This is a genomic window from Gilliamella sp. B14384G12 (assembly GCF_016101825.1).
Taxonomy (GTDB): Bacteria; Pseudomonadota; Gammaproteobacteria; order Enterobacterales; family Orbaceae; genus Gilliamella; species Gilliamella apicola_N.
On record NZ_JACFPU010000001.1, the window covers coordinates 404,635 to 430,237 of the forward strand.

General features: G+C 35.4%; 22 protein-coding genes and 1 other RNA gene. 12 read left to right on the forward strand and 11 right to left on the reverse strand.

Annotated features, from left to right (window positions below):
* Positions 1-30: 30 nt before the first annotated feature.
* Both araA and H3S73_RS01825 read right to left on the reverse strand, forming a co-directional pair.
* Positions 31-1,539, reverse strand: coding sequence for an L-arabinose isomerase (araA, locus tag H3S73_RS01820; RefSeq protein WP_198235747.1), 1,509 nt, complete (start codon positions 1,537-1,539; stop codon positions 31-33).
* Positions 1,540-1,578: 39 nt separating this feature from the next.
* Entirely contained in the window at positions 1,579-3,240 is a 1,662-nt protein-coding gene (locus H3S73_RS01825) for a ribulokinase (protein WP_198235748.1), read from the reverse strand.
* A gap of 202 nt (positions 3,241-3,442) precedes the next feature.
* Between H3S73_RS01825 and araC the strand changes: the two genes are divergently transcribed.
* The 3 genes from araC to purD all read left to right on the forward strand — a co-directional run bounded on the left by araC (position 3,443) and on the right by purD (position 7,856).
* The gene (gene araC, locus H3S73_RS01830) at positions 3,443-4,345 is read left to right on the forward strand and encodes an arabinose operon transcriptional regulator AraC (protein ID WP_086326222.1); all 903 of its coding nucleotides are present in this window, start codon (positions 3,443-3,445) and stop codon (positions 4,343-4,345) included.
* A 539-nt stretch (positions 4,346-4,884) separates the two neighbouring features.
* Positions 4,885-6,477 (forward strand): bifunctional phosphoribosylaminoimidazolecarboxamide formyltransferase/IMP cyclohydrolase, encoded by a 1,593-nt coding sequence (purH, locus tag H3S73_RS01835; protein WP_198235749.1) that lies wholly within the window; start codon positions 4,885-4,887, stop codon positions 6,475-6,477.
* 80 nt (positions 6,478-6,557) lie between these two features.
* A complete protein-coding gene (purD, locus tag H3S73_RS01840) occupies positions 6,558-7,856 on the forward strand; it encodes a phosphoribosylamine--glycine ligase (protein WP_198235750.1) in 1,299 nt (432 codons plus the stop codon).
* A gap of 98 nt (positions 7,857-7,954) precedes the next feature.
* On the opposite strand, the gene H3S73_RS01845 is transcribed toward purD, so the two are convergent.
* Positions 7,955-8,323, reverse strand: a complete 369-nt coding sequence (locus H3S73_RS01845; protein ID WP_198235751.1) for a hypothetical protein — start codon at positions 8,321-8,323, stop codon at positions 7,955-7,957.
* 752 nt (positions 8,324-9,075) lie between these two features.
* Between H3S73_RS01845 and rnr the strand changes: the two genes are divergently transcribed.
* The 9 genes from rnr to H3S73_RS01890 all read left to right on the forward strand — a co-directional run bounded on the left by rnr (position 9,076) and on the right by H3S73_RS01890 (position 18,763).
* A complete protein-coding gene (gene rnr, locus H3S73_RS01850) occupies positions 9,076-11,553 on the forward strand; it encodes a ribonuclease R (RefSeq protein WP_198235752.1) in 2,478 nt (825 codons plus the stop codon).
* Positions 11,554-12,306, forward strand: a complete 753-nt coding sequence (rlmB, locus tag H3S73_RS01855; protein ID WP_086308866.1) for a 23S rRNA (guanosine(2251)-2'-O)-methyltransferase RlmB — start codon at positions 11,554-11,556, stop codon at positions 12,304-12,306.
* A gap of 14 nt (positions 12,307-12,320) precedes the next feature.
* The gene (locus H3S73_RS01860; protein WP_198235753.1) at positions 12,321-12,935 is read left to right on the forward strand and encodes a hypothetical protein; all 615 of its coding nucleotides are present in this window, start codon (positions 12,321-12,323) and stop codon (positions 12,933-12,935) included.
* Positions 12,936-13,123: 188 nt separating this feature from the next.
* The gene (locus tag H3S73_RS01865) at positions 13,124-15,214 is read left to right on the forward strand and encodes a transcription antiterminator (protein ID WP_198235754.1); all 2,091 of its coding nucleotides are present in this window, start codon (positions 13,124-13,126) and stop codon (positions 15,212-15,214) included.
* A gap of 26 nt (positions 15,215-15,240) precedes the next feature.
* The gene (locus H3S73_RS01870; RefSeq protein WP_065738740.1) at positions 15,241-15,543 is read left to right on the forward strand and encodes a PTS sugar transporter subunit IIB; all 303 of its coding nucleotides are present in this window, start codon (positions 15,241-15,243) and stop codon (positions 15,541-15,543) included.
* 21 nt (positions 15,544-15,564) lie between these two features.
* Positions 15,565-16,854: a PTS sugar transporter subunit IIC gene (locus tag H3S73_RS01875; RefSeq protein ID WP_065738741.1), complete on the forward strand. Its 1,290-nt coding sequence runs from the start codon at positions 15,565-15,567 to the stop codon at positions 16,852-16,854.
* 14 nt (positions 16,855-16,868) lie between these two features.
* Positions 16,869-17,273, forward strand: coding sequence for a tetratricopeptide repeat protein (locus H3S73_RS01880; protein WP_144091572.1), 405 nt, complete (start codon positions 16,869-16,871; stop codon positions 17,271-17,273).
* Positions 17,274-17,285: 12 nt separating this feature from the next.
* The gene (locus H3S73_RS01885; RefSeq protein WP_144091573.1) at positions 17,286-18,143 is read left to right on the forward strand and encodes a class II fructose-bisphosphate aldolase; all 858 of its coding nucleotides are present in this window, start codon (positions 17,286-17,288) and stop codon (positions 18,141-18,143) included.
* A gap of 11 nt (positions 18,144-18,154) precedes the next feature.
* Positions 18,155-18,763, forward strand: coding sequence for an AAA family ATPase (locus tag H3S73_RS01890; protein WP_198235755.1), 609 nt, complete (start codon positions 18,155-18,157; stop codon positions 18,761-18,763).
* 204 nt (positions 18,764-18,967) lie between these two features.
* Here H3S73_RS01890 and H3S73_RS01895 read toward each other — a convergent pair whose 3' ends face one another.
* The 8 genes from H3S73_RS01895 to epmA form a co-directional block, all read right to left on the reverse strand.
* Entirely contained in the window at positions 18,968-19,513 is a 546-nt protein-coding gene (locus H3S73_RS01895; protein WP_198235756.1) for a 5-formyltetrahydrofolate cyclo-ligase, read from the reverse strand.
* Between the two features lie 32 nt (positions 19,514-19,545).
* A non-coding RNA gene (ssrS, locus tag H3S73_RS01900) (6S RNA) lies at positions 19,546-19,727 on the reverse strand.
* Positions 19,728-19,792: 65 nt separating this feature from the next.
* Positions 19,793-20,077: a cell division protein ZapA gene (gene zapA, locus H3S73_RS01905; protein ID WP_065738746.1), complete on the reverse strand. Its 285-nt coding sequence runs from the start codon at positions 20,075-20,077 to the stop codon at positions 19,793-19,795.
* 7 nt (positions 20,078-20,084) lie between these two features.
* Positions 20,085-21,947 carry a 1-deoxy-D-xylulose-5-phosphate synthase gene (dxs, locus tag H3S73_RS01910; protein WP_198235830.1) on the reverse strand — a complete coding sequence of 621 codons (1,863 nt, stop codon included), beginning with the start codon at positions 21,945-21,947 and terminating at the stop codon, positions 20,085-20,087.
* 15 nt (positions 21,948-21,962) lie between these two features.
* Positions 21,963-22,832, reverse strand: a complete 870-nt coding sequence (gene ispA / locus H3S73_RS01915) for a (2E,6E)-farnesyl diphosphate synthase (protein ID WP_198235757.1) — start codon at positions 22,830-22,832, stop codon at positions 21,963-21,965.
* The gene (xseB, locus tag H3S73_RS01920; RefSeq protein ID WP_065738748.1) at positions 22,825-23,070 is read right to left on the reverse strand and encodes an exodeoxyribonuclease VII small subunit; all 246 of its coding nucleotides are present in this window, start codon (positions 23,068-23,070) and stop codon (positions 22,825-22,827) included. Before xseB ends, ispA begins: the two co-directional genes overlap by 8 nt.
* A 192-nt stretch (positions 23,071-23,262) precedes the next feature.
* Positions 23,263-24,609 carry a DNA recombination protein RmuC gene (gene rmuC / locus H3S73_RS01925; RefSeq protein ID WP_198235758.1) on the reverse strand — a complete coding sequence of 449 codons (1,347 nt, stop codon included), beginning with the start codon at positions 24,607-24,609 and terminating at the stop codon, positions 23,263-23,265.
* 2 nt (positions 24,610-24,611) lie between these two features.
* Complete coding sequence (gene epmA / locus H3S73_RS01930; RefSeq protein WP_086326055.1) at positions 24,612-25,586, reverse strand: elongation factor P--(R)-beta-lysine ligase; 975 nt, start codon at positions 25,584-25,586, stop codon at positions 24,612-24,614.
* Positions 25,587-25,603: the final 17 nt, after the last annotated feature.

A 25,603-nucleotide genomic window follows, 5' to 3' on the forward strand; every position in this document is an offset into this window, starting at 1 on the left:
ATTTCCAATTATTAAATTAAAATGAAGTTATCAAGCATAAGGATTACAATACGCAATCTCATTCCAACGTAATTCATTTCTAAAATCATTAATTCGCGTGTCACCATCAATAACTAATAATTCAATATTGTGCAGTTGTGCATAAAGTCTAAAGTAGTCCATTGAAAGTGCTTGGGTATAAACTGAATGATGTGCAGCACCCGCTAAAATCCATGCTTCAGCAGATACATTAAGTGATGGTTTTGGTTTCCAAACTGCACAAGCTACAGGTAAATTGGGTAGTGTATAAGGCTGTTTAATTGTTTCGATCTCATTGGCGACTAATCTGAAACGATTACCGATATCGATCAAACTTGCATTTATGGCTAAACCTGGCTTTGATGGAAAAATAAGCCGTGCAGGATCAGCTTTATTGCCAATACCTAAATGTTGGATATCTAACAAAGGTTTTACACCATCATCTATAATTGATGGGCAAACTTCTAACATATGTGAACCGACAACTAATTCATTACCTTTAGTAAAATCATAGGTATAATCTTCCATAAATGCAGTACCACCAGTAAGACCTTTAGCCATTAATTTCATAGTGCTAAGTAAGGCTGCGGTTTTCCAATCCCCTTCACCAGCAAAGCCATAACCTTTAGCCATTAATCGCTGAACGGCAAGTCCGGGTAATTGCTTCATACCATATAAGTCTTCAAACGTTGTAGTAAATCCAGAATAGTTGCCTTGTTTTAAGAATTGCTCAATTCCTAATTCAATTCTCGCTGCATCAATTAGATTTTGTCTTTTTTCACCATTAATTTGTGCAACAGGAGTAAGTTGATAAAGTGTTTCGTATTCATCAATTAATTGATTGATTTGGCTGTCATTAATTGAATTAATGACTGACACTAAATCGCCAACTGCATGGGTATTGACCGAATAACCAAATTTAATTTGTGCAGAAACTTTATTACCTTCTGTTACCGCAACTTCCCGCATATTGTCGCCAAATCTAACAATTTTCATGGTTTTTTCTGCATTAATTGCAACGCAAACTCTCATCCATCGTGCAATTTGATCATGCACATCTTTATCTTTCCAATAACCCGTTACCAGAGAATGAGGTTGGCGCATGCGAGAACCAATAAAACCAAATTCGCGTCCACCGTGCGCAGTTTGATTGAGATTCATAAAATCCATATCCATTGAATCCCAAGGAACGACTTCATTAAATTGAGTATGAAGCTGTAAAAGAGGTTTTTGTAAATGATTTAATCCATTAATCCACATTTTAGCGGGTGAAAACGTATGTAACCACGTTATTAATCCAACACATTTTGAAGAATAGTTTACGTCCTGACAAAGGTTGTATATATCGTCAGGTTTTGTCGCAAGTGGTTTAAGAATAATCTTTACTGGTAAATTTGCTTCTTTATTAAAATAATCCGTTACCTCTTGGATATTCTTTTTTATTTGTTCAAGTGCTTCTGGTCCATAAAGGTGTTGACTACCAGCAACAAACCAAATTTCAGCTTCTTCATAAACAAACATAATGGACTCCTTTAGAATTTATTCACATTGTTGGTAAAACTAAGCGTTATAGTTAGGTTCACTCGATGCAGACCAAACTAAATACTTTTCATATAATTCCTGATATTTTTCTACCCTATTCTCATTAGGGGTAAATGTGGTTTCGAGCTGACTGGACATCCTATTTTGAGCACTTGGGATATCTGTATAAACATTGGCTGATACGGCGGCAAATATTGCAGCGCCTAATGCACAACATTGTTCTGAACTCACCACAGTTAGTGGTCTATTCATTACATCAGCACAAGTTTGCATAATGATGGGTGACTTTTTAGCTATTCCCCCTAATGCTACAATGTCATTAACTGGCACATGTTGATTAATAAAACATTCCATAATGGCTCTTGCACCGAAAGCAGTTGATAAAATCAAACTACCAAATAAGGTGGCTGCATCAGTTGAAATAGTTAAATTAGTAATAACACCTTTAATTCGTTGATTAGCGTAAGGGGTTCTTCGACCATTGAACCAATCAAGAGTGATTGGGATAGTATCTAAATTTGGATTTTCGTCCCAAGCTTGTGCAATATCGCTTAGAAGATTATGTTTTAAAGTTTGTACAGTCGATTGTAATTCTGGGGAAGTTGAAATTAATTTTTCTAATGGCCAACACACGAGTTTTTGAAACCATGCATATATATCGCCAAAAGCGGATTGACCAGCTTCAAGACCAATAAAATTGGGCATTACACTACCATCAACTTGGCCACAAATACCCTTAATTGAACGATTAGCAATAACAGTTTGCTCAGCTAATAAAATATCGCAGGTCGAAGTACCAATTACTTTCACTAACGTATAAGGTTTTGCACCCGCACCAACGGCACCCATATGACAATCAAATGCACCACCTGCAATAACGACTGTTGGTGGTAATCCTAATTTTTCAGCCCATTCTTGGGTAAGAATTCCAACTTTATTGTCAGCAGTATAAGTTTTTTCAAATAAAGGATAAGGTAAAGCAGTGACTAAAAGTGGATCGATTTTTTCAAAAAATTCATAAGGAGGAAGGCCATTCCATTCTTCGCTCCAAAAACACTTATGACCAGCAGCACACCTACCACGCTTTATCTCATTCGGTGCGGTCGTTCCTGATAATAAAGCAGGTACCCAATCACAAAGTTCAATCCAAGATGCGGAAGCATTTTTTACACCACTATCTTGGCGAAAAATATGCAAAATTTTTGCCCAGAACCATTCCGAAGAATATACTCCACCGCAATATTCTAAATATTTAGCATAAGGTTCATTTTTGCAAACGTTATTAATCTCTTCCGCTTCATTTACTGAAGTATGGTCTTTCCATAAAATAAACATCGCGTTAGGATTATCTATAAACTCTGGTTTTAAAGCTAAAACATCCCCATTTTCATCAATTGGGGCAGGCGTAGAGCCAGTTGAATCAACACCAATTGCAACCACATTTTGTGCATCTGATTTAAGTTGTTTTACAACCGATTGTATTGATTGAGTCATTGACTCAATATAATCAAGGGGATGATGTCTAAATTGATTTTTTTTAGGATCACAAAACTGACCTTTAGCCCAACGTGGGTAATAAACGACTTCTGTAGCTAATTCTTTTCCATTCTGACAATCGACAGCTAATGCTCTGACAGAATCGCTACCAAAATCTAATCCAATGGTTATTTTTTTATTCATCCGCTAACACCTCTAAGAAAAATCAAATGGAGTTTTTAGGAGAATAATTAATTTCGGATAGAACAAGTAGGTGTGTTATTGCTATAAATATAGACGATTTTGCACACCTAATTTGTTTTGTGATGAAGATCTCACAATTGTCACTACTCAAAAAAATTTTTTATGTGAAAATAAAAAAATCTCGAAAAGTAGGAGATGACATATGACAAATCAACAACAAAATGACCCTTTATTACCGGGTTATTCATTTAATGTCCATCTGGTTTCTGGACTAACACCGATTGAAAAAGAAGGAAAATTTGATTTCTTTATTGACCGCCCAAATGGACTAAGTGGCTACATTATTAATCTTACTTATGCAGGGCAAGGAACGATTTATCGTAACGATGAATCATTTAACTGTTATCCGGGAGATTTTGTCCTTTTTCCACCAAAAGAACCTCATTTATATGGGCGAAAAGAAGATGAAAACAATTGGTTTCATTTTTGGATCTATTTCAGACCAAAATCAACCTGGAAGTATTTATTAACTTGGGAGAATCGAATAAAAAAGACTGGCTTTTATCGCCCTAATACTCAAGTCAAAGATGAGTTCGAAAAATTATTCATTAAAATCGTCGAGGTAGGGCAATCAAGTACAATTTATTCTGAAAATTTAGCAATGAGCATGTTAGAGCAATTTTTAATACGTCGTGCACAAGAAACATCAAGCACTAACCATCCTAAAATTGATACACGAGTACTGCAAGTTTGCAACTATTTAATTGATACACTGGATGAAAACAACTTTAAGCTTGATATTGTTGCCCAAAAAGTTTGTTTGTCGACATCTCGAATTGCTCATATTTTTAAAGATCAGATTGGTATGTCAATTGGTGAATGGCGACAAGAGCAGCGCGTAAATCGTGCTAAACTATTATTGCAAACCACTAACCTGAATATTGCCGATATTAGTCGAACAATTGGATTTGATGATCAGCTCTATTTTTCGAGAATTTTCAAAAAAAGAATTGGACTAAGCCCTCAAAAATATCGTCATAGTACTCAAGAGCAAAATGAACGAAAAATCCAACGTGTCAATTCGCTTTATCTATATGATAAATAAAATAGCTGAATTGCTAAAAAATTTTAGCTAAGTAGCGACATTTCTATAAGGCTTTAAATTTTAATAAACCAAAAATTATTTATGCGGTAACCAGAGAGCGGAACGTTGTCTTTTTTCGTATTGTATTAAAGTAAATGTCCTTATAGATTTTTTATAAGGCTGAATTTAGCTAACATAAAAGCAATTAAATTCTAATAGTTATCAAAATTACTAAACTTAACTATATTAAGATAATCGAAAGTCACTTTTTGTAGCTATTAAAATATCAAGGAAGTAGATTAATTTTAGTTGAGTATTCATAAGTAGTGTTTGGATGAAAAAAATGATATCAACCCCAATAGTTGTAAAAAATCTTAAATCAAGATACCTCTAATTATCAGGAATTAACAAAGGTTGTGTATTTAATTATTCGCTTGCAAAATAAAATAATTCAAATGTTTTGATTTTTTTTAAGAAGTCAATACTAAACATCGTTCCTCGTTTTATATATAATAGCCACTTACAGACTTGGATTTAGAATATAAATTTCGGAGTTTTTCATGCAGCAGTTTCGTCCTATTCGTCGTGCTTTACTTAGTGTTTCTGATAAAACAGGAATTATTGAATTCGCCAAAGCCTTATCAGAAAGAAATATTGAACTCCTTTCTACTGGTGGTACCGCCAAATTATTAATCGATAACCATATTCCAGTCACCGAAGTATCCAATTATACGGGGTTTCCTGAAATGATGGATGGACGAGTCAAAACCCTACATCCTAAAATACACGGTGGCATTTTAGGACGTCGAGGTATAGATGACGAAGTCATGCAGCAACATCAGATCGATCCTATAGATATGGTGGTTGTTAATTTATATCCTTTTGCTAAAACGGTTGCTAATGCCAATTGTACTTTAGAAGATGCGATAGAAAACATTGATATCGGTGGACCAACCATGGTGCGATCCGCTGCAAAAAATAATAAAGATGTTGCCATCGTAGTTGATTGTCAAGACTATAGCGCAATCATTGATATGCTGGATAAACAGCAAAATTGCCTATCTTTCAAATATCGATTTAGTTTAGCCATAAAAGCATTTGAACATACCGCTAAATATGACGGTATGATTGCTAACTATTTTGGCAAACTTGTTCCGCCATATTATGGTGAAACGGAAAAACCAGCGGGAGAGTTCCCGCGAACTTTAAATCTTCAATTCATTAAAAAACAAGATATGCGATATGGTGAGAATGCTCATCAACAGGCGGCTTTTTATATTGAAGAAAATCTTGAGCAAGCTTCGATTGCTACCGCTAAACAGCTACAAGGTAAAGAATTATCCTATAATAATATTGCCGATACAGATGCAGCGCTAGAATGTGTGAAATCCTTTGATGAACCTGCTTGCGTAATTGTTAAACATGCTAACCCATGTGGTGTTGCTGTAAGTGATAACATTTTAAATGCCTATCTTAATGCTTTTAAAACCGATCCAACTTCCGCGTTTGGTGGAATTATTGCTTTTAACCGACAGTTAGATGCTAAAACAGCCCAAACAATCATTGATAAACAATTTGTCGAAGTGATTATTGCACCGTCAATTAGTGCTGATGCATTAGCTATCACACAAACTAAAAAGAATGTACGAGTGCTTGAATGTGGTGAGTGGTCAACGTCATCGTTAGCGAGTTTAGACTTTAAGCGAGTTAATGGTGGTTTATTAGTGCAAGAGCGTGATTTGGGTATGATTACACCCGAGCAGTTAACTGTCGTCACCAAGCGCCAACCAACTGAGCAAGAGCTTTCAGATGCTCTATTTTGTTGGAAAGTGGCTAAATTTGTAAAATCGAACGCGATTGTTTATGCAAAAAATAAAATGACCATCGGTATTGGGGCTGGCCAAATGAGTCGTGTGTACTCAGCTAAAATTGCTGGTATTAAAGCACAAGACGAAAATCTAGAAGTTGCCGGTTCTGTTGTTGCTTCTGATGCATTTTTCCCATTTCGTGATGGTGTTGATGCGGCAGCGGTAGCTGGGGTAACTTGTGTAATCCAACCAGGTGGATCGATTCGTGATGAAGAAGTCATCCAAGCTGCAAATGAACATAATATTGCGATGATTTTTACCAACATGCGCCATTTTAGGCATTAATGCGTTTTTCTAGTTTGTTTTATATTTATTAAAATTACATTGGTTATCTTCTTAAGGAAGAAGCATATAAAGGATCTTTTATGAAAGTATTAGTGATTGGGAATGGTGGACGCGAACATGCGTTGGCTTGGAAAATAGCACAGTCACCATTAGTATCAAAAGTCTTTGTCGCTCCAGGAAATGCAGGGACTGCACTTGAATCAGGTCTGGAAAATATTAACATTAAAGCGACGGATGTTAGCGGATTATTGAATTTTGCTCAGCAAGAGCAAATTGATCTTACTATTGTTGGTCCTGAAGCTCCATTAGTCATTGGTGTTGTTGATAGCTTTCAAAAGGCTGGATTAAAAATCTTTGGTCCAACAAAATCAGCATCACAACTTGAAGGTTCGAAAGCCTTTACCAAAGATTTTTTAGCACGGCATAACATCCCAACCGCCGAATATCAGAATTTTACTGAACTTGAACCAGCGCTAGCTTATATTCGTGAGAAAGGCGCACCAATTGTGATTAAAGCTGATGGTTTAGCTGCAGGCAAAGGTGTTATTGTTGCCATGACACTTGAAGAAGCCGAAGCTGCTGTAAACGATATGTTGGCAGGCAATACTTTTGGTGATGCTGGACACCGTGTGGTTATTGAAGAGTTCTTAGAGGGTGAAGAAGCCAGCTTTATTGTTATGGTGGATGGCAGAAATGTTGAACCAATGGCAACCAGTCAAGATCATAAACGCGTTGGTGATGGTGATACTGGTCTTAATACGGGGGGAATGGGAGCGTATTCGCCAGCACCAGTTGTGACCGATGAAGTTTTTGCTAAAATCATGGATCAAGTGATCTACCCAACAGTCAATGGCATGGCGCAAGAGGGCAATGTATATGTTGGCTTTTTATATGCAGGTTTAATGATTGATAAAGAGGGAAATCCCAAAGTTATTGAATTTAACTGTCGCTTTGGTGATCCTGAAACTCAACCTATCATGATGCGTTTGCAGTCAGATTTAGTCAAATTATGTTTAGCGGCAGTCGATGGTAACTTAGATACCGTAAAATCAAAATGGGATCCTAGACCAGCATTAGGTGTTGTAATGGCTGCAGGAGGTTATCCTGGCGAATATAATACGCAAGATGAAATCATTGGATTACCAACCGAATCATCTTCAGATTGCAAAGTATTCCATGCAGGTACTAGCTTTGAAAAAGGGCAAGTGTTTACCAAAGGTGGGCGCGTTCTTTGTGTCACAGCTTTAGGTAACACAGTCCTAGAGGCTCAACAACGTGCTTATCAGCAAGTTAATAATATTCGTTGGCATGGCTGTTTTTATCGCCATGATATAGGTTATCGAGCCATTGAGCGTGAAAAACATAGTTATAAACAGTAATATTAGCTAAATTTAATAACTCAAGGCGTCCTAGGACGCCTTTTCATTAACAAAAACGTTAATCAAAACTCTAAACTTTTAAAGTAATGGGAAACTTCTCAAGGACTAAAAAACACAAAAAGGGCTAAAACCGTTCCTATAACAACGATATTATAAATACCATAGGCTCGAATAAAATAGGCGAAGGAAGGTGAAAAAATAGGTAAATACGACGCTATAATACATACAAAGATAGCGATAAATAAGTATTTTAACCAATTTTCACATTGTTTATCCCAAATAAATATTATAAATACAGTAATAATTGATAACATAAAGGAAGAAGATGCCAATTTTACGTTCTTAGAAGTAAATATGCCATGCCAACTTTCTACTGAATAGTCTACAAGGCCTGCAACGAACAAACCTGGTAATATTATACAAGCCCAAAGAATTTTTTCTAAAATAAAAACAATCGTTTTTTTCATGTTTTTCAGTATTTCCTTATGTTCGAAATTATTATCTAAGTTATAACTAAATTTTATATCAATATCATATTGATGCATAGTATGTTGTAAATCAATAAGATAACACAATAATACACATGAAAATTGAATATAAAAAATTGTTTAATTAATATAACTGTATGTGTTGGAAAGGTTAAAAAAACAAAAACTATTTCGTTAATAAATTTTTTAAATTCAGAAATTAATGTAATTCAAATTCTAAAAGAAAACATATCAATTAATTGGGTATTAATTGGATGCAATAAAATAAAGAGTAAGCAAATAGGTAATAATGATTTTATAAGAGTTAATAGAGTTATCACTAGACTGAAATAGCTTATATTATTTTAGTAAATAAAATGACTATTTATATATAATATGTGGATCGTTATTATTATAGCTAACATAAAAATAGTTTAGTGAAAATAACATTTAATTGAAACTAACTAATGCTTTATTTTATGAAGATACATTCGATAATTTTTTAGCCCAATCATTTTTACCGTCTAATTTTTTATGATCTAAATTATCGTCTGAATAATAAATTGCTGTTGATGTATAATTTAATAAAGCTTGATATCTGTCTTTTGTGTTTATCAATATTAATAATTTATTAATAAAAATTAAAAATGAATTAAGAATCCTCTGATTGTTCTTGATAAATTGAATGTTCATTTTAAGTTATATCACTCTGTGTTATGCTAGCATTAATATTAGATCACAGGATGTTACTTATGATAAAAGATCCTTTCTTTGATAGAGAATCAGAAAAGTATGATTCCCCAATTGCCAGTCGTGAACTTATTTTAGATTACCTTAAAAAAGAAGCAAAACCAGCCAATTTAGAGAAAATTGCCCAAGCTGTTGCGATTAAAAGTGAAGAGCAAAAAGTAGCTTTGCATCGTCGTTTGCGTGCGATGGAACGTGATGGACAAGTCGTGTTTACTCGCCGCAAATGTTATGCCTTACCTGAAAAATTTGATATGGTTAAAGGAAGTGTAATTGCACACCGTGATGGCTTTGGTTTTTTGCGAGTAGAAGGTAATCCAGAGGATTATTTTTTATCACCTGAACAGATGAAAAAAGTGTTACAAGGCGATGTGATTTTAGCTCAACCATTGGGAACCCAATATCGTGGTAAAGTCGAAGCACGGGTCGTGCGAATTTTAGAGCCTCGTAGTAATTTTATTGTCGGACGATATTTTATCGAACAAGGTGTCGGCTTTGTAGTGCCAGATGACAGTCGTTTAAATTTTGATATTTTGATTGTGGGCAAACCTGATCGTACAGTACGTATGGGCTCTGTTGTGGTAGTTGAATTACAGCAACGACCAGAGCGTCGTCAAAAAGCGGTAGGGATAATTAAAGAAGTGCTTGGCGAAATTATGGGAACTAATCTTGCCATTGATATTGCGCTTCGTAACCACGAGATCCCTTATGAATTACCGAAAGCGGTTATAAAAGAGACCAGCAAATTTACCGAACAAGTTCCAGAAAATGCCAAAAAAGGACGCAAGGATTTGCGTGAATTACCTTTGGTTACAATTGATGGCGAAGATGCTCGTGATTTTGATGATGCTGTCTATTGCCAAAAAAATCGTGGAGGAGGTTATCGCTTATGGGTCGCAATTGCAGATGTAAGTTATTACGTCCGTCCAGGTAAAGCATTAGATAAAGAAGCTTGCTTACGCGGTACATCAGTCTATTTCCCATCTCGCGTGATCCCTATGTTACCAGAAGTGTTATCTAACGGGCTTTGTTCGTTAAACCCGCAAGTTGATCGCTTATGTTTAGTGTGTGAAATGACTGTATCAAATAAAGGTCGTCTAACAGGTTATGAATTCTACGAAGCCGTGATGAATTCCCATGCAAGATTGACTTATACCAAAGTTGCTAAGATTTTAGATGGTGATAAAGAATTGCGTGAGCATTATCGTGATTTAATCCCACATCTTGAAAACTTGCAAGGTCTTTATAATGTACTTGATAAAGCTCGTATTGCGCGTGGTGCGATAGGTTTTGAGTCCGAAGAACCAAAATTTATTTTTAATGCCGATAAACGTATTGAAAGTATCGAATTGACTCAGCGTAATGTTGCTCATAAAATCATTGAAGAATGTATGATCTTAGCGAATGTAGCTGCTGCAAAATTCGTGATTAAAGCTGATGTACCATCTTTATTCCGTGTACATGATAAACCTGATGAAGAGCGTATGAATAATCTGCGCAGTATCTTAAGTGAACTTGGGTTATCTCTTGGAGGTGGTTCGAATCCTAAACCAAAAGATATTGCTGAGTTAATGGTTGCGGTTGAAGAGCGACCAGATCATGATATGCTACAAACTGTTATTTTACGGTCAATGAAACAAGCCATTTATGATCCAGAAAATCGTGGACATTTTGGCTTAGCACTTGAAGAGTACGCACACTTTACTTCGCCTATTCGTCGTTATCCAGATTTACTCTTACATCGAGCCATTAAATGGATTTTAGCTGATCAAAATCACAAAACAAGCAAAACGGGTGGTTATCGTTATAGTACCAGTGAAATGCTTTACTTTGGTGAACACTGCTCAATGACAGAACGTCGAGCTGATGAAGCTGTTCGCGATGTTGTGGATTGGCTTAAATGTGATTACATGCAAGATCATGTTGGTGAAGTCTTTAATGGAACTATTTCAAGTGTCGTTAATTTTGGATTCTTTGTTCGTTTAGATGATTTGTTTATTGACGGTTTAGTTCATGTCTCTTCACTTGAAAATGATTATTATAATTTTGATGGCTCACGCAACCGTCTTATCGGCGAAAATACTCGTTTCGTATATCGTTTGGGCGATAAAGTACAAGTTAAAGTCGATAATGTGAATCCAGAAGAACGTAAAATTGATTTTTCATTAGTGGGAAGTAATAATAAGCCGAAACGTCAAGGTAAAACAGCCAAAGATAGATCCAAACAGGATAAAATCGATTTAAGTGCTGATTTACCAATTAGACGAAAAGCGAAAAAATCATCCAGCAAGAAAAGAAGTACTAATGCTAGCACTAAAGCTGAAAATAAAACCCAAAGCAAAACCCAAAGTAAAACTAAGACCAAAACAAAAGCGAAAGCGATTGTAAAAACTAAAACTAAATCAAAAAATAATACAAAGAAAAACAGTAAATCGAAATCGACAACTAAAAAACAACGAGTTAAAACAAAGAGTAGCAAATAGATGAGTGAAACAGTTTATGGTATGCATGCTATTGAAGCATTATTAGCGCGTTCACCAGAAAGAATTATTGAGGTATTTATTATTAAAGGGCGTGAAGATAAACGTCTAATTGCCCTTATTCATCAATTGGAACAACTGGGATTGCCTGTTAAAGTAGCTAATCGTCAGTGGTTGGATGAAAAAACCAAAAATGGTGTTCATCAAGGTATTCTAGCTATGGTTAAACCAAGCCGTGGTTATCATGAAAACGATATTCCACTACTGATGGAACAGCAACCCAATCCTGTCATCTTAATTTTAGATGGTGTGACTGATCCACATAATTTAGGGGCATGTATTCGTACAGCTGATGCAGCTGGTGTAAGTTTTATTATCGTGCCAAAAGATCGCTCAGCACCACTTAATTCTACCGCACAAAAAGTAGCGTGTGGTGCGGCAGAAAGTGTTCCTGTTGTGCGAGTAACTAATTTAGCCCGTACCATGCGAATGCTACAAGATGAATACCAAGTTTGGATTGTCGGTACTGCTGGTGAAGCCGATAGAACGCTTTATCAAACTGAATTTTATAAATCATCGACCCCGACGTCACTCGCTTTGGTGATGGGTGCAGAAGGTGAGGGCATGCGTCGTTTAACGAAAGAACATTGTGACGAATTAGTCAGTATTCCAATGTCAGGCATTGTCTCTTCGCTTAATGTATCAGTTGCAACAGGTGTTTGTTTATTTGAAATTGTACGCCAAAAGAGTAAATAGTAAGAGCGGGTAATATGCTAGGATTGCTTAAAAAACTATTACCAACCAAAAAAGAAATGCCAGCGCTTTCAGGGCGAGATCTTCATGGTCGTAATAATGTTGGTTATCCGACTATGCAAATTTCACGTGAAATTGATAATGTGGTAAAAACGCAATACAAAGCCATCAAACCGATCATCAACCAATATAAGGATACTCTATTTTTTAAATGGGGACCGAGTGTTATAAATGATAAATTGAACGATGAACAACTGGCTAATTTATCAGGTCGCAATTTACAAATGGTCTATTTGTTATTATTTCGTGACATGCTTCGGTACCTTTCTGAACTCGTTACGTTAAAAAATGTACCTGAAAACTGGCCAGAAGTTTTTGCCCAAACCGTGTTGGATAATTGTCGTATGCTTAGTGATGCAGACGATAAAGATATTGCGAAGAAACAGCAATTATTTGCTAATACTGAACGTTTTGCAGTGGATGTACCCATTGATGAAAAAAATCCAGATAACACTGAAATTCCTGATTGGACAGTACCTATTGCTGAACTGATCATGATTCCGTCAGATATGATCTATAAATGTCATCGCCCATTGATAACCGCAATTGAAAAACGAAAAAAACATGGTTAATGTTTTTTTCTAAAAAATAATTAAATGAATCCTTAAAACAGGATTCATTTTTTATCTTTCTTTAATTTCCTTTCTTTGATTATTTCCAATCTATAAATTTTGCAATTTATATTTGCAAAAATACCAACTAGGTAAGCAAATTTATCTCACTTATACTGCATTTAAGAAGTAAATAGGTGAATAAGTTTATGCGAACAAGAACCATTGAATTATTTAAGAAATTTATTTCCATCGACTATCCTTTAACTGTCGAAATGCTATCGGAAGATTTCCAAATTAGTGCACGAACGCTACGCAATGAAATTAATGAAATTAATGCTTTTTTACAAAAAAGATGTTTACCCGAAATTTCAACGATACGTAATAAAGGCTTTATCATCGATGCCACACAAGAACAAAAACAGCAAGTCCATAATGCGTTATTAGGGGTATCTATTTCACCCATTTTAAGTAAGGATGAACGCCAATTTGATTTGTTGTTATCCATTGCTTTCTCTAGCTGCCCAACTATTTTATGTCATAAAGAAAATATCTATTTTGTTTCGAAAAGTGTATTAGATGAAGATATCCGTAAACTTAAAACACGATTAAAAAAATACGATATTGAATTAACCAGCTTGCCTAAGCAAGGAATGCAGCTCATAGGATTAGAGCGCTCTATTCGTTTAATGATGTATGAAGCAATTAACCAATTCTATGGTAATCTAGAATTGAATAAACCATTACATGAACTGAGTTTAATACAGCAATTGCTCTTTAAGTATGTACCTCAAAATCTGATTATAAACCTATTAAAACTTGCCCATAAAACCATCAGTCAAATTCATGATGAAATCTATGTTCAACAAATTGTAATCTTTACTGCCATTTGGGTAATTCGCAATCAACATCAACATCATTTAACTATGGTTAGAGCCGATTTTAAACACCATGAATCGGGGCAAATTACAAAATTTATTCATTTAGTTTGCCAACATGAAAAGTTGCAAACCAATCGACAAGAACAACAATATATTATCTATATGCTTGAAGCTTTCAACACAAAGGATATTAATAACTATGTCGAGTGGTTAAATGCACAGTTATTGGCAATTAAATTGGTGAATTATGTTGAAGAAAAAACACAAATTCCATTTTCAACCAAACAAGAACAACTTTATGAAAACCTTTGTAAACACTTAGCAGGATTGATTGCCAGAGTAAGTAATAATATCCACATTATTAATCCATTACTTGATAATATTAAACAAAATTACGATGAAATTTACACCGTAATTAAACGCTTTATACAAAGCCCTGAAGCAAATTTAAGTCATAAAGTTTCTGATGATGAAATCGCCTTTTTAACAATTCATTTTTCCACTTTTGCTAGTGCAATTAACCAAGATCGTAGCTATTTTTTTAAAGCAGTGGTTGTTTGTGATCATGGCATTGCGACTTCTAATTTATTAGCTGAAACACTCAAAGAGTTTTTTAATATTGATATTTTGGCCATTCTAGGTCGAAATAATTTTGATTTATTAGATCAGCTTGATTATGACTTAATTTTTTCTACATTTCCGTTACAGCATTCGGCTCATCCCGTATTAGTGTTAGAACCCATTTTGAAAGAAAAAAATCACCCCATTATCACCGATTTTCTAGCTAAACACCGATCTAACCAACGCATTGTCAACCATTTAGATGATGCCACTGATCTTTTTTACTCTCTTGTCAATTTAATTCAAGAAAGTGGTGGCGTTGTGTCTGCACCAATCTATAACCGGCTTGAGAAGTGTTTAGCGATTAATAATCTTAAAATCAATAAAAGGAAAATTCAGCCTATGTTGAAAGATATTTTGACTGATGATGACATCATATTACAGCAAGATTGCCGTGATTGGCGACAAGCTATCACTACTGCTGCTGAACCACTACTAAAAAAAAGTTTCATCTTACCATCCTATATCCAAGCCATGATTAGCTCTGTTGAACAATATGGTCCGTATATTGTGATAGGAAAGGATTTAGCATTAGCACATGCTCGACCAGAAGATGGCGTGAATCAATTAGGGGTGAGTGTGGTAACGATGCGTGAACCTGTGGATTTTGGTAACTCAGATATGGGGCCAGTAAAAATTATATTTTGTTTGGCAGCCATCGATTCTTTTTCTCATCTCAATATTATGCGTAGCTTAATTGAGTTGATTAATGATGAACAAAAACTTACGCAACTCACCACGTGCCAATCGGTACAGGAATTTAAAACAATTTTATTTAATGAAACAAAATCGGCTTAAACAACTCAGTCGTAGGAGGATTGAAAATGAGTAATTTAACTATTTTATTTGTTTGTGGCGCAGGATTAGGCAGTAGTTTTGCTGCACAAATGGCTACCGAAGACGTGCTAAAAGCTAAAGGTATTGAAGCTAATTTAGATCATACTGATATTTCATCCGCTGCGGCGATGAATGCCGATATCATTATCACGGCTGAAAACTTTCGCCCACAGTTTGCCAAATTCAATATCAACGATAAAACCACCATCGTGTTTCTTAGAAATATTGTTTCCAAAGTTGAAATTGAGGAAAAGCTTTGCCCCGTTTTACAGCAAAAAGGACTGATTTAGTCGCGATAACAGGAGAATATTATGAATGTGATTAACTTTATTATCGACAATATTTTAACGCAGGCTTCAATAACCATTAGTTTAATCGCCATGCTTGGGCTTATTTTACAAAAAAAATCAGTCGGACAAATTATTTCAGGAACACTAAAAACCTTATTAGGCTTTCAGGTGTTAAATGCAGGTTCAAGCATTATTGTTGGTAGTTTGACTTATTTTGGTCAAATCTTTACCGCCGGCTTTGATATGCAAGGTATCATTCCATCCATTGAAGCCATAAATGGACAAGCCATGAATCAACTAGGTTTAGGGCGCGATATTGCACTGACCTTTTTGATGATCTTTATTTTCAATATTCTTATTGCTCGTTTAACTCGTTGGAAATATATCTTTTTAACTGGACAGGCGATTTTGTGGATGGCGACCATGACGACCGTATTTGGTAGTGTAGCAGGTCTTTCTGGAATAGCTTTAATTTTAGTGGGAGGTTTGATTGGTGCTATTTTTGCAGTAATGATGCCAGCCATTGCGCAGCCAATTATTTATAAAGTTACTGGTTCAAATGATATTGCTCTTGGTCATTTTTGTACAATCGGTTATCTATTTGAAGCGGGTGTTGCTTATGTAGTGGGTGAAAAAGGTGAGAACAAACGCTCAATTGAAGATATGAAATTGCCCAAGTCATTCGAATTTTTACAAGATACTTATCTATCTGTAATGGTGGTTATGGTACCACTTTATGTCATTACTGTACTGTTTGCGGGTGAACAATATGCCTCAACTTTATCAGGCTCACAAAACTATGTGATTTATGCCTTTACACAATCAATTATTTTTGTGGTAGGGATCTATGTATTGTTAGCAGGCGTGCGCTTATTGCTGGGTGAAATCGTGCCAGCGTTTAGGGGAATTGCCATGAAAGTGGTACCAAATGCCATTCCAGCGCTTGATTGTCCGGTGTTCTTTCCATATAGCCCAAATGCAGTAATTTTAGGTTTTATTACTACTTCAATTGGTACAGTTATTGCGATGTTAACACTGCCGTTCTTTGGTTTAGCGATGATCTTACCTGGCATGTTAACTAACTTTTTTGCAGGGGGAACCGCAGGCATATTTGGTAATGCGATTGGTGGGCGTCGTGGTGCTTTAATTGGCGGGATAGCACATGGCTTTTTTATTACCTTATTGCCTGCACTGCTGGTTACTATTTTTACGCAAATGGGCTTTGTTAATGCTACAGCAACGGATGTGGATACCGTTACAGTCGCATTACTTTATGCGTGGGTGTTAGGTCCAATTTTGAAACACTTTTAACAAGGATAATTGCTATGTTTAGCTTCTTCAGAAAAAACAAACCAAAAGTCGAAGAACCCAAGACCGAAATAAAAGCCAGTTTAACATCAGAACAAATCGTTCAAATTGAGCAATCGATTCAGCAATTGCAACAACAAATTGCGAACAGTGACGATGCAAAACTTTTGGCTGTTTTATACGAAAAAACAGGAATGTTGTATTACCAATTAGAACGTATTGATTTAGCGATTGAGTATTTAGAAATCAGTTTACAACATAAAAAATCAATTGGAGAGGGTTATAAAATTTTAATGAGTTTATATAACCTAAAACGCGCCGAGGCTGCAACACATGGGTCAATGGCTGATATCGATTTTTGGCTGAATAAAATGGATTCCATGCGTAATATCGCCAAACAAGTTACGATTCTACGAGATTAAAGGAAAATTATTATGTATACCAATTTAAAAGCTGTCACTTCATTAGCGCAAAAGCTTAATTTTACCGTAGGTGCATTTAATACACATAATTTAGAAATGTTACCCGATATGCTTCGAGCAGCCAAAGAAGTAGGTGCCCCCATTATTATCCAAACAAGTGTCGATACGGCACGTTATATTGGCTATAAAGTTTTGGTAAATGCAGTAAAAGCCATCGCAGATGAAGAGATAGTCGATGCTGTATTGCACTTAGATCATGCCAAAAATTTTGATGATATTAAACAAGCTATCGACAGCGGTTTTACCTCAGTCATGTTTGATGGTTCTTCACTGCCTTTTAAAGAAAACATATTAAAAACGCGCGCGGTTGTTGAATATGCCCATGCGCGTGGAGTATCAGTTGAAGGGGAGCTGGGCACCATAGGTGGCACAGAAGAGGGGATTAAGGTTGATGATAATGACAAAGTCTATACTAACCCTAAAGATGCGTTAGAATTTGTTAAAGCAACGGGTATTGATGCTCTAGCCGTTGCGATTGGCACTAATCATGGACAATTTAAATCAAAAACAGAAGTGAATATTCCGTTATTGAAAGAAATTTATTCTCTTGTCAATATTCCGTTGGTTATTCATGGTGGGACCGGTGTTAAAGAAGAAGATTACCCTGAATTGATTAATAATGGTATTCGCAAATTTAATGTAGGTACCGAGTTATTAGTTAACTGGACACAAGTGGCCAAAGATAAGTTCGCACAAACTGAAGTCAATAAATCATTACGCCACAATGTTATTCCTGCTAATCAGGCAGTAAAGGAAATTGTGAAGCATAAAATGAGTTTATTTCTTAATGTGAATGGTCGTGTTAACTGAGGTGCATTGATATGCAGAAATATTTAATTTTACTGGCAGGTTGTCCATGTACAGGCAAAACGTATCTAGTTAAACAATTGCAACAGCAATTTAAAGACAGCTTTGTATTAACACCCGATGAAGCTAAAGTTTTGTATGCCGAATCGATCGGTTTTAATTCTAAAGCTGAAAAAGAGGCATTAGAACACAAAGTCTGGCATTTTTATTATGGTGTGTTGCAACTGTATATGGATGCAGGTAAAAAGATTATTATTTCTGAATATCCTTTCAGTGATAAGCAAAAAAAGCAACTCAGTAAATTTGCTGATCACTATTATTATCAAGTGATTACAATTCGCTTAGTTGCTGACTTTGATATATTATGGCAACGTCGCTACCTGCGCGACCGCTCGCCAGAACGTCATTTGAGTCATATTATGCAACATTATCACTATGGTGATAAACTTGAAGATCGCAATTTAGCCGACGATTTAGTGACGAAAGAACAATTTTATCAAATCTGTCAAACCAGAAAGTATGATCAGTTTGCTTTAGGTCAAGTGATTGAAGTAGATGTAACCCAATATGCGAAGGTCAATTATTCAAGTTTATTAGATGAACTCAAACAAATTGTTAAATAACAACTCTTTTTAGGTAAAAAATGCCGACTTAGCTTTTTCAACTTATCTTTTTCAACTTAGCTTTGCCGACTCAGTTTTGTCGGCATAGTTATTTTGTTTGCTTACTTACTTTTTATCATTTCAACAGCAAATCAATGATAAGAATTAAAAAAAGTTTGCACAATAATGCTTAACCATACTGGGTTATTGCCATTATTGATAATATTAAGCGTAGATGATTTCTGGTAGTTTGACATCCCATGGTTGATTATCAATATGAGGTACTTTTTGGCAGGCAAACGCCAGACCGATAGGCAGAATTTTCTGGCTTTGGTAATTAGCTAACATACGATCATAATATCCTCCACCCATACCCATACGATAACCTCTTTCATCAAAAGCAACCAGTGGAGTAAAAATAATATCTAATTTTTGGAATGGTAATACATTTAGTACATTTAAAGCTGGTTGCAGTATATTAAATTTGTTTTTAATTAAAGATGTTTGTGGGGTGTATTTTAAAAAGAGTAAATGCGAAGAAGCAAATGGGTGTATAACAGGCAAATAGACAGACTTATTTTGTTGCCATAGATATTCTATAATCGGTTTCGTTTCCACTTCACCATCAAATGATAGAAATATTGCTATATTTTTTGCTAATTTTATATTTTGATGTTGAGTGATTTGTTGATAAATAGAATTTTGCGCATTAATGCGTTCGGTTAAGGAGAGTTGACGCCTTTTTTGACGTATATTCTGTCTAATATTCATCAGTTATCACTGTAGAAATAAAACAAGATAAAAGCACTCCAAGATGTCGTTTAGGGTCGTAACCCTTGAACCCAAGGTTCAAGGTGAACAACATGTTTCGATTTTTAGGTTTCCTTACAAGTAAGGCTTACACACCAATCAAAAGTCATATCATTCTAATATAAAGAGTATCGGCTCAGGGGACTAACCCACATCGCGAACATCCCAGAGATGCATATAATATTACAGAATTTAACAAATGATACAAGGAAGTTTTTATCAAATTTACAAATAAAAACGTTAATTGTTGGTATTCAAAGCAGAATCAAGCAATTGTTGTAGCATTTTTAGCCTATGGCTAAATTCGTTACTTTTTTCTTTTTCCTTAGTTAACTCGTAAGAAATATTGAGTGCTGCGGTCATGATAAGTTGCTCACTACCTATTTGTGGAGATTTTTCACGCAAATTAGATAAGCGCTCATCCAAATCTTTTGCGGCATTGGTTAGTGCGTCAACTTCATCAACCGGACAATTGAATTTTAATGTACGTCCAAAAATTTGAATAGTGACAGCTTGAGTTTCCATATTTAACCTATTGATTTATAAATTCATTAATTTTTTCTATAATATGTTCACAGTTTAATCCCATCTCATCTCTCATCTCATTTTGAGATCCTTGAGGAATAAACTTATCTGGTAATCCAATATTTAAAATATCACATTTTATTTTTTTAGATAATAAAAATTCACAGACGCCACTACCAGCACCGCCTTTAATACTATTTTCTTCTACAGTGACAAGTATATTATGAGTTTGGCTAATGTGCAAAAGGACTTTTTCATCTAATGGCTTAACAAAACGCATATCTATGACTGTAGCATTAATTTTTTTACCCGCCTGTAAAACTTCAGGTAGTAATGTGCCAAAATTGAGTAAAGCTATATTTTCTCCCTCAATGCATAATTTTGATTTACCTATTGGTATGGGTGCTAATGGCTCTAATTGCACTCCAATACCTTCACCACGTGGATATCGCACTGCTACAGGACCATTATGCAAATAACCTGTATAGAGCATTTGTCGACACTCATTTTCATCACTAGGTGTCATTATGACAAAATTAGGTATGCAACGCATAAAACTTAAATCAAATGACCCCTGATGCGTTTCACCATCGGCACCAACAATACCTGCTCTATCTATAGCAAATAAAACAGGTAAGTTTTGAATGGCAACATCATGAATAACTTGGTCATAAGCACGTTGTAAAAAAGTTGAATAAATTGCTACGATTGGTTTTAAACCACTAATAGCAAAACCCGCAGCAAGGGTAACTGCATGTTGTTCAGCGATGGCGACATCAAAAAATTGATCTGGATAAAGATTGGCAAACTTGGTCATACCCGATCCTTCACTCATTGCAGGAGTGATAGCTATTAGTTGTTTATCATTTTGCGCCATTTCACACAACCAATCACCAAAAACTTGAGAATAGGTTGGTATAACTTTGTTTGTCTCTGGCAATATTCCATCTTTGGGATTAAATTTTGGTACACCATGCCATAAAGTTGGATTTTGTTCTGCTGGTGCGTAACCTTTGCCTTTCTGCGTAATAACATGAAGCAATTGAGGACCTTTTAGTTGCCGAACTTTTTGTAAAGTGGTTACTAAACTTTCAACATCATGCCCATCAATAGGACCAATATAATTAAAACCAAGTTCTTCAAATAAGATTGCTGGTGTCACTAAACCTTTTAAATGTTCTTCGGTTTTTTTTAATAATTCTTTTAAAGGTGGAATATTAGCAAGCACTCGTTTGCCACTTTCACGAAAAGAAGTGTACGTTTTACTTGAAAGAATTTGGGCTAAATGTTGGTTAAGTGCACCCGTATTTTCCGAAATTGACATGTCATTGTCGTTAACAATCACTAACATGTCGGGTTTAATATGCCCAGCATGATTCATTGCTTCAAATGCCATACCAGCGGTGAGGGCTCCATCCCCAATGATTGCCGCTACCTTTTGTCCGGATTGTTTTTTTTGCTCACTAATAGCAATACCTAAAGCGGCGCTGATAGAAGTTGAAGAATGGCCTGTAGTTAAGACATCATATTCACTTTCACTGCGATGTGGAAATGGATGAAGTCCACCTTTTTGCCGGATTGTGAGCATTTGATCACGTCGGCCAGTTAAAATTTTATGTGGATAAGCTTGATGACCAACATCCCAAATAATTTTATCAAAAGGGGTGTGATAAACATAATGCAGTGCTACTGTTAATTCAACCACCCCCAGCCCTGATGCTAAATGTCCACTAGATTGACTTACACAATTTAACAAAAATTGTCTTAACTCACGACAAATTTCAGGCAGCTGAGATTGAGGATAACATCGTAGATCCTCTGGGAAGTTAATTTTTTTTAATAAGGGATAATTATCCAAATTCATTTTTATCATTAAGTCATCGTGTTAACTATTTCGATTTATAATAAAACCAGCGAGATCTTGCAATGGTTGGCTATTATAAGGTATTTGGTTGAGACTATCGATAGCTTGATCATATAACTGTTTTGTCATGTCTATAGCTGTTTGTAAGCCTAATAAAGCAGGATAGGTAGATTTCTCATGTATAATATCGGAGCCTTTAGGTTTGCCCATAATAGCTTGTTCACCAATGACATCTAAAATGTCATCCTGAATTTGAAAAGCGAGTCCAATTGCTTGAGCATAGTTATCGAGCAAGGAATAGTAAGGCTTACTTATATCGCCACTGGCAAATGCACCTAATCGGACCGCCGCGTTAATTAATGTTCCAGTCTTATAGTTGTGGATTTTTTGTAAATGTTCAAGGGTGATAGATTGGTGCTCTGCTTGCAAATCAAGTGACTGTCCTAAGCACATACCCGCTAATCCGCTAGCATTGGCAAGTTCTGCAATCATATTAATTTTAACTTGATTATCCAGATGTTGGCTTTCAGATAATATACTAAACGCTAATGATTGTAATGCATCACCAGCAAGTATCGCTTCAGCGTGTCCATATTGGATATGACATGTCGGTTTTCCACGTCGTAAGTTATCATTATCCATAGCCGGTAAATCATCATGAATTAATGAATAAGTATGAATCATTTCAATTGCAGCCGCTGCTTCATCAAGTTTTGATAACGGACAATCAAACATTTGCCCAGTTAAATAGACCAGTATTGGACGGATTCGCTTACCGCCAGCTAGCAAGCTATAGTTCATAGCTTGTTGCAATTTAGAAGAAGGGAACTGAGCAATATATGTCGTTAAGAACGTATTGATTCGCTCTTGTAATGGTTTTAAATTATTCATTATTATCGGTTAAAAATTCAGATAGTTCTGCATCACTATTTTCAGATAATAATATCTGAATGCGTTGTTCCGCTTGTTGTAATTGCTTTTGACCTGATTTAGCTAATTTGACACCTTTTTCAAACTCATTCAATGCTTCGTCTAATGGTAAATCACCATTTTCTAATTGTGAAACAATGGTTTCAAGTTGTTTAAGTGTTTCTTCAAAACTAGGTTCAGTTACTTGTTTTTTAGCCATATTGTATTCCTTGTTGTACAAAATGAGTATACACGTATTTTCAGTAATGGTGAATTAAGATGTTTTATACTCAAACGTATGCATTACCTGAAACTTTTTGACAAAATTTAATAATGTAATTTCGACAATGTACTTTAAAAAACGTAAATTCAACAACGTTAATTTAATTGATTAGCCATCACAGTAAGATATTTAATCTTTATTTCGGTTAAGTTCATCTACAGATAATAATGCAATGTCTGGATTAATTGGTTTTTTAACTTCTACGCCTAATTCACGAAATCGCTCAATTTGACCAATAATATTACCGCGACCTTTGGACAGCTTATTAAGAGAATTTTGATAAGTTTGTTGAGCTTTATCAAGCGTGCTACCAAGAGCTTCCATGTCTTCAACAAAACCGCGGACTTTATCATACAATTTACTTGCTTTATCTGCAATTAGCTCTGCATTACGATTTTGGTGTTCATAACGCCATAAATTATGAATCGTACGTAAGGCAACCAAAAGAGTGGTTGGGCTGACAATCATAATGTTATTTTTGAGCGCATCATTAATCAAAGATGGATCACTATCAATAGCACATAAAAATGCTGGCTCTACAGGGATAAACATTAATATATAATCTAATGAATTAATGCCAATTAACTTATGATAATCTTTTTGACTAAGCTGCTTTAAATGGTTACGTACTGAAGTTAAATGATCGGATAATGCTTTGGTTTTTACAATTTCTTCATCATTATTGAAATAACGTTCATATGCTACTAGTGTCACTTTTGAATCAATAACCACATCACCTCCTTGAGGTAGATGTACAATGACGTCAGGTTGTAAACGTTGGTTATTTTCATTGGTTAAGTTGACCTGTGTATCATATTCATAACCTAATCTTAAACCCGAATTATCAAGTATTTGGCTAAGTATAAACTCTCCCCAATTTCCTTGAATTTTATTGTTACCTTTTAAAGCATTAGTGAGATTGGTTGCCTCTTTAGTCATTTGTTGATTCAGTTGCTGTAAATTGCGAATCTCATAAGTAAGCGTATGGCGTTCTTTTGCTTCCTCGCCAAAACTATCTTGCACTTGCTTTTTAAAGCTCTCCAATTGTTCTTTTAATGGTGATAATAAAAAATTAAGGCTTTGCTTGTTTTGTTGTTCAATTTTTTTACCACTGTGCTCAAATATACGATTGGCTAAGTTTTCAAACTGAGTTGTAAGTCGTTGTTCACTTTGCTCAAGTATTGTCTGGCGTTCATGGGCTGCATTACGCGTTTCTTCTAAACGCGTTTTTAGTTCACTAATAGTCGCAAATTGCGCGATATTTTGTTGTCGATACTGGTTTAACTCACTTTCAAGCTGATTTAATTCATTAGTTAATGTTTGATTCTCTTGTCTTATCTGAGAAAGTTGTAAATTAAATAATTGGTTTGAATTATTAATAACTAGCTGTGATTTAACTAATAAAATTAATAAAATCAATGACACTATTCCAAGAATAATCGCGACCCACTCAGTAAGACCAAAATTACTTATCATCACTAAGCCCTTTCAAAGGTAAATGAAATGACATCATCTAGTTTCTTTGAATCAAGCGCTAACATGATTAAGCGATCTAAACCTACTGCAACTCCAGCGCAGTCAGGTAGACCATTTTCCATTGCTGCTAATAGCTCAATATCGATTTCTTGTTGAGGAAGATTCAAATTGAGTCTATCTTGATTGTTTTGTTCAAAACGTAGTCTTTGTTCTTGTGGGTTTGTTAATTCTTTAAAACCATTAGCAAGTTCAACACCTTTGTAATAGAATTCAAAGCGCCCAGCAACGCGATGATCTTCACTGCTAATTGCAGCTAATGCTGCTTGTGAAGCAGGGAAGTTATATACGGCAATCGGTTTATCATGACCAATATAGGGTTCAACGCCAAAAGTAAATAAACATTGCAATAAACCATCTTTATCAAACTCTTCTGTTTTGATCCCGATATTGAGCTGATTTACTGCGTTAACTAACGTTGCTTGATCTGCTTCTAATGGATCAATATTAAGGTGACGTTGAAACGCTTTTTGGTAAGAAACACGTTCCGCTGGTTCACAATCTAAAATTGTTTGTAATAGATCATCAACTTCATTAATCATTTGCATCATATCAAATTGAATACGATACCATTCAAGCATAGTAAATTCAGGATTATGAAAATCGCTGATTTCCTCATGATTGCGAAAACATTTACAGATCTGATAGATTGGACCACTTCCCGCTGCTAATAAACGCTTCATGTGGTATTCTGGACTGGTAATTAATGACATCTTTCGCCCAAGCTGTTCGTCGAATTCCCCCGGTCTAAAAAAGGTAGTAGAGAAAGAACTCAAATGCACATCAGTAACGGCATATTGGCTCAAGGTCGGCGTTTCGACTTCTAATATACAGCGATCAGTAAAAAATTGTCGTACTTGTGAAATAATTTTCGCGCGCTTAAGTAGGTTATTGATAGATGCGGAAGGTTGCCAAGTCATAAAAAATATCCATGGAT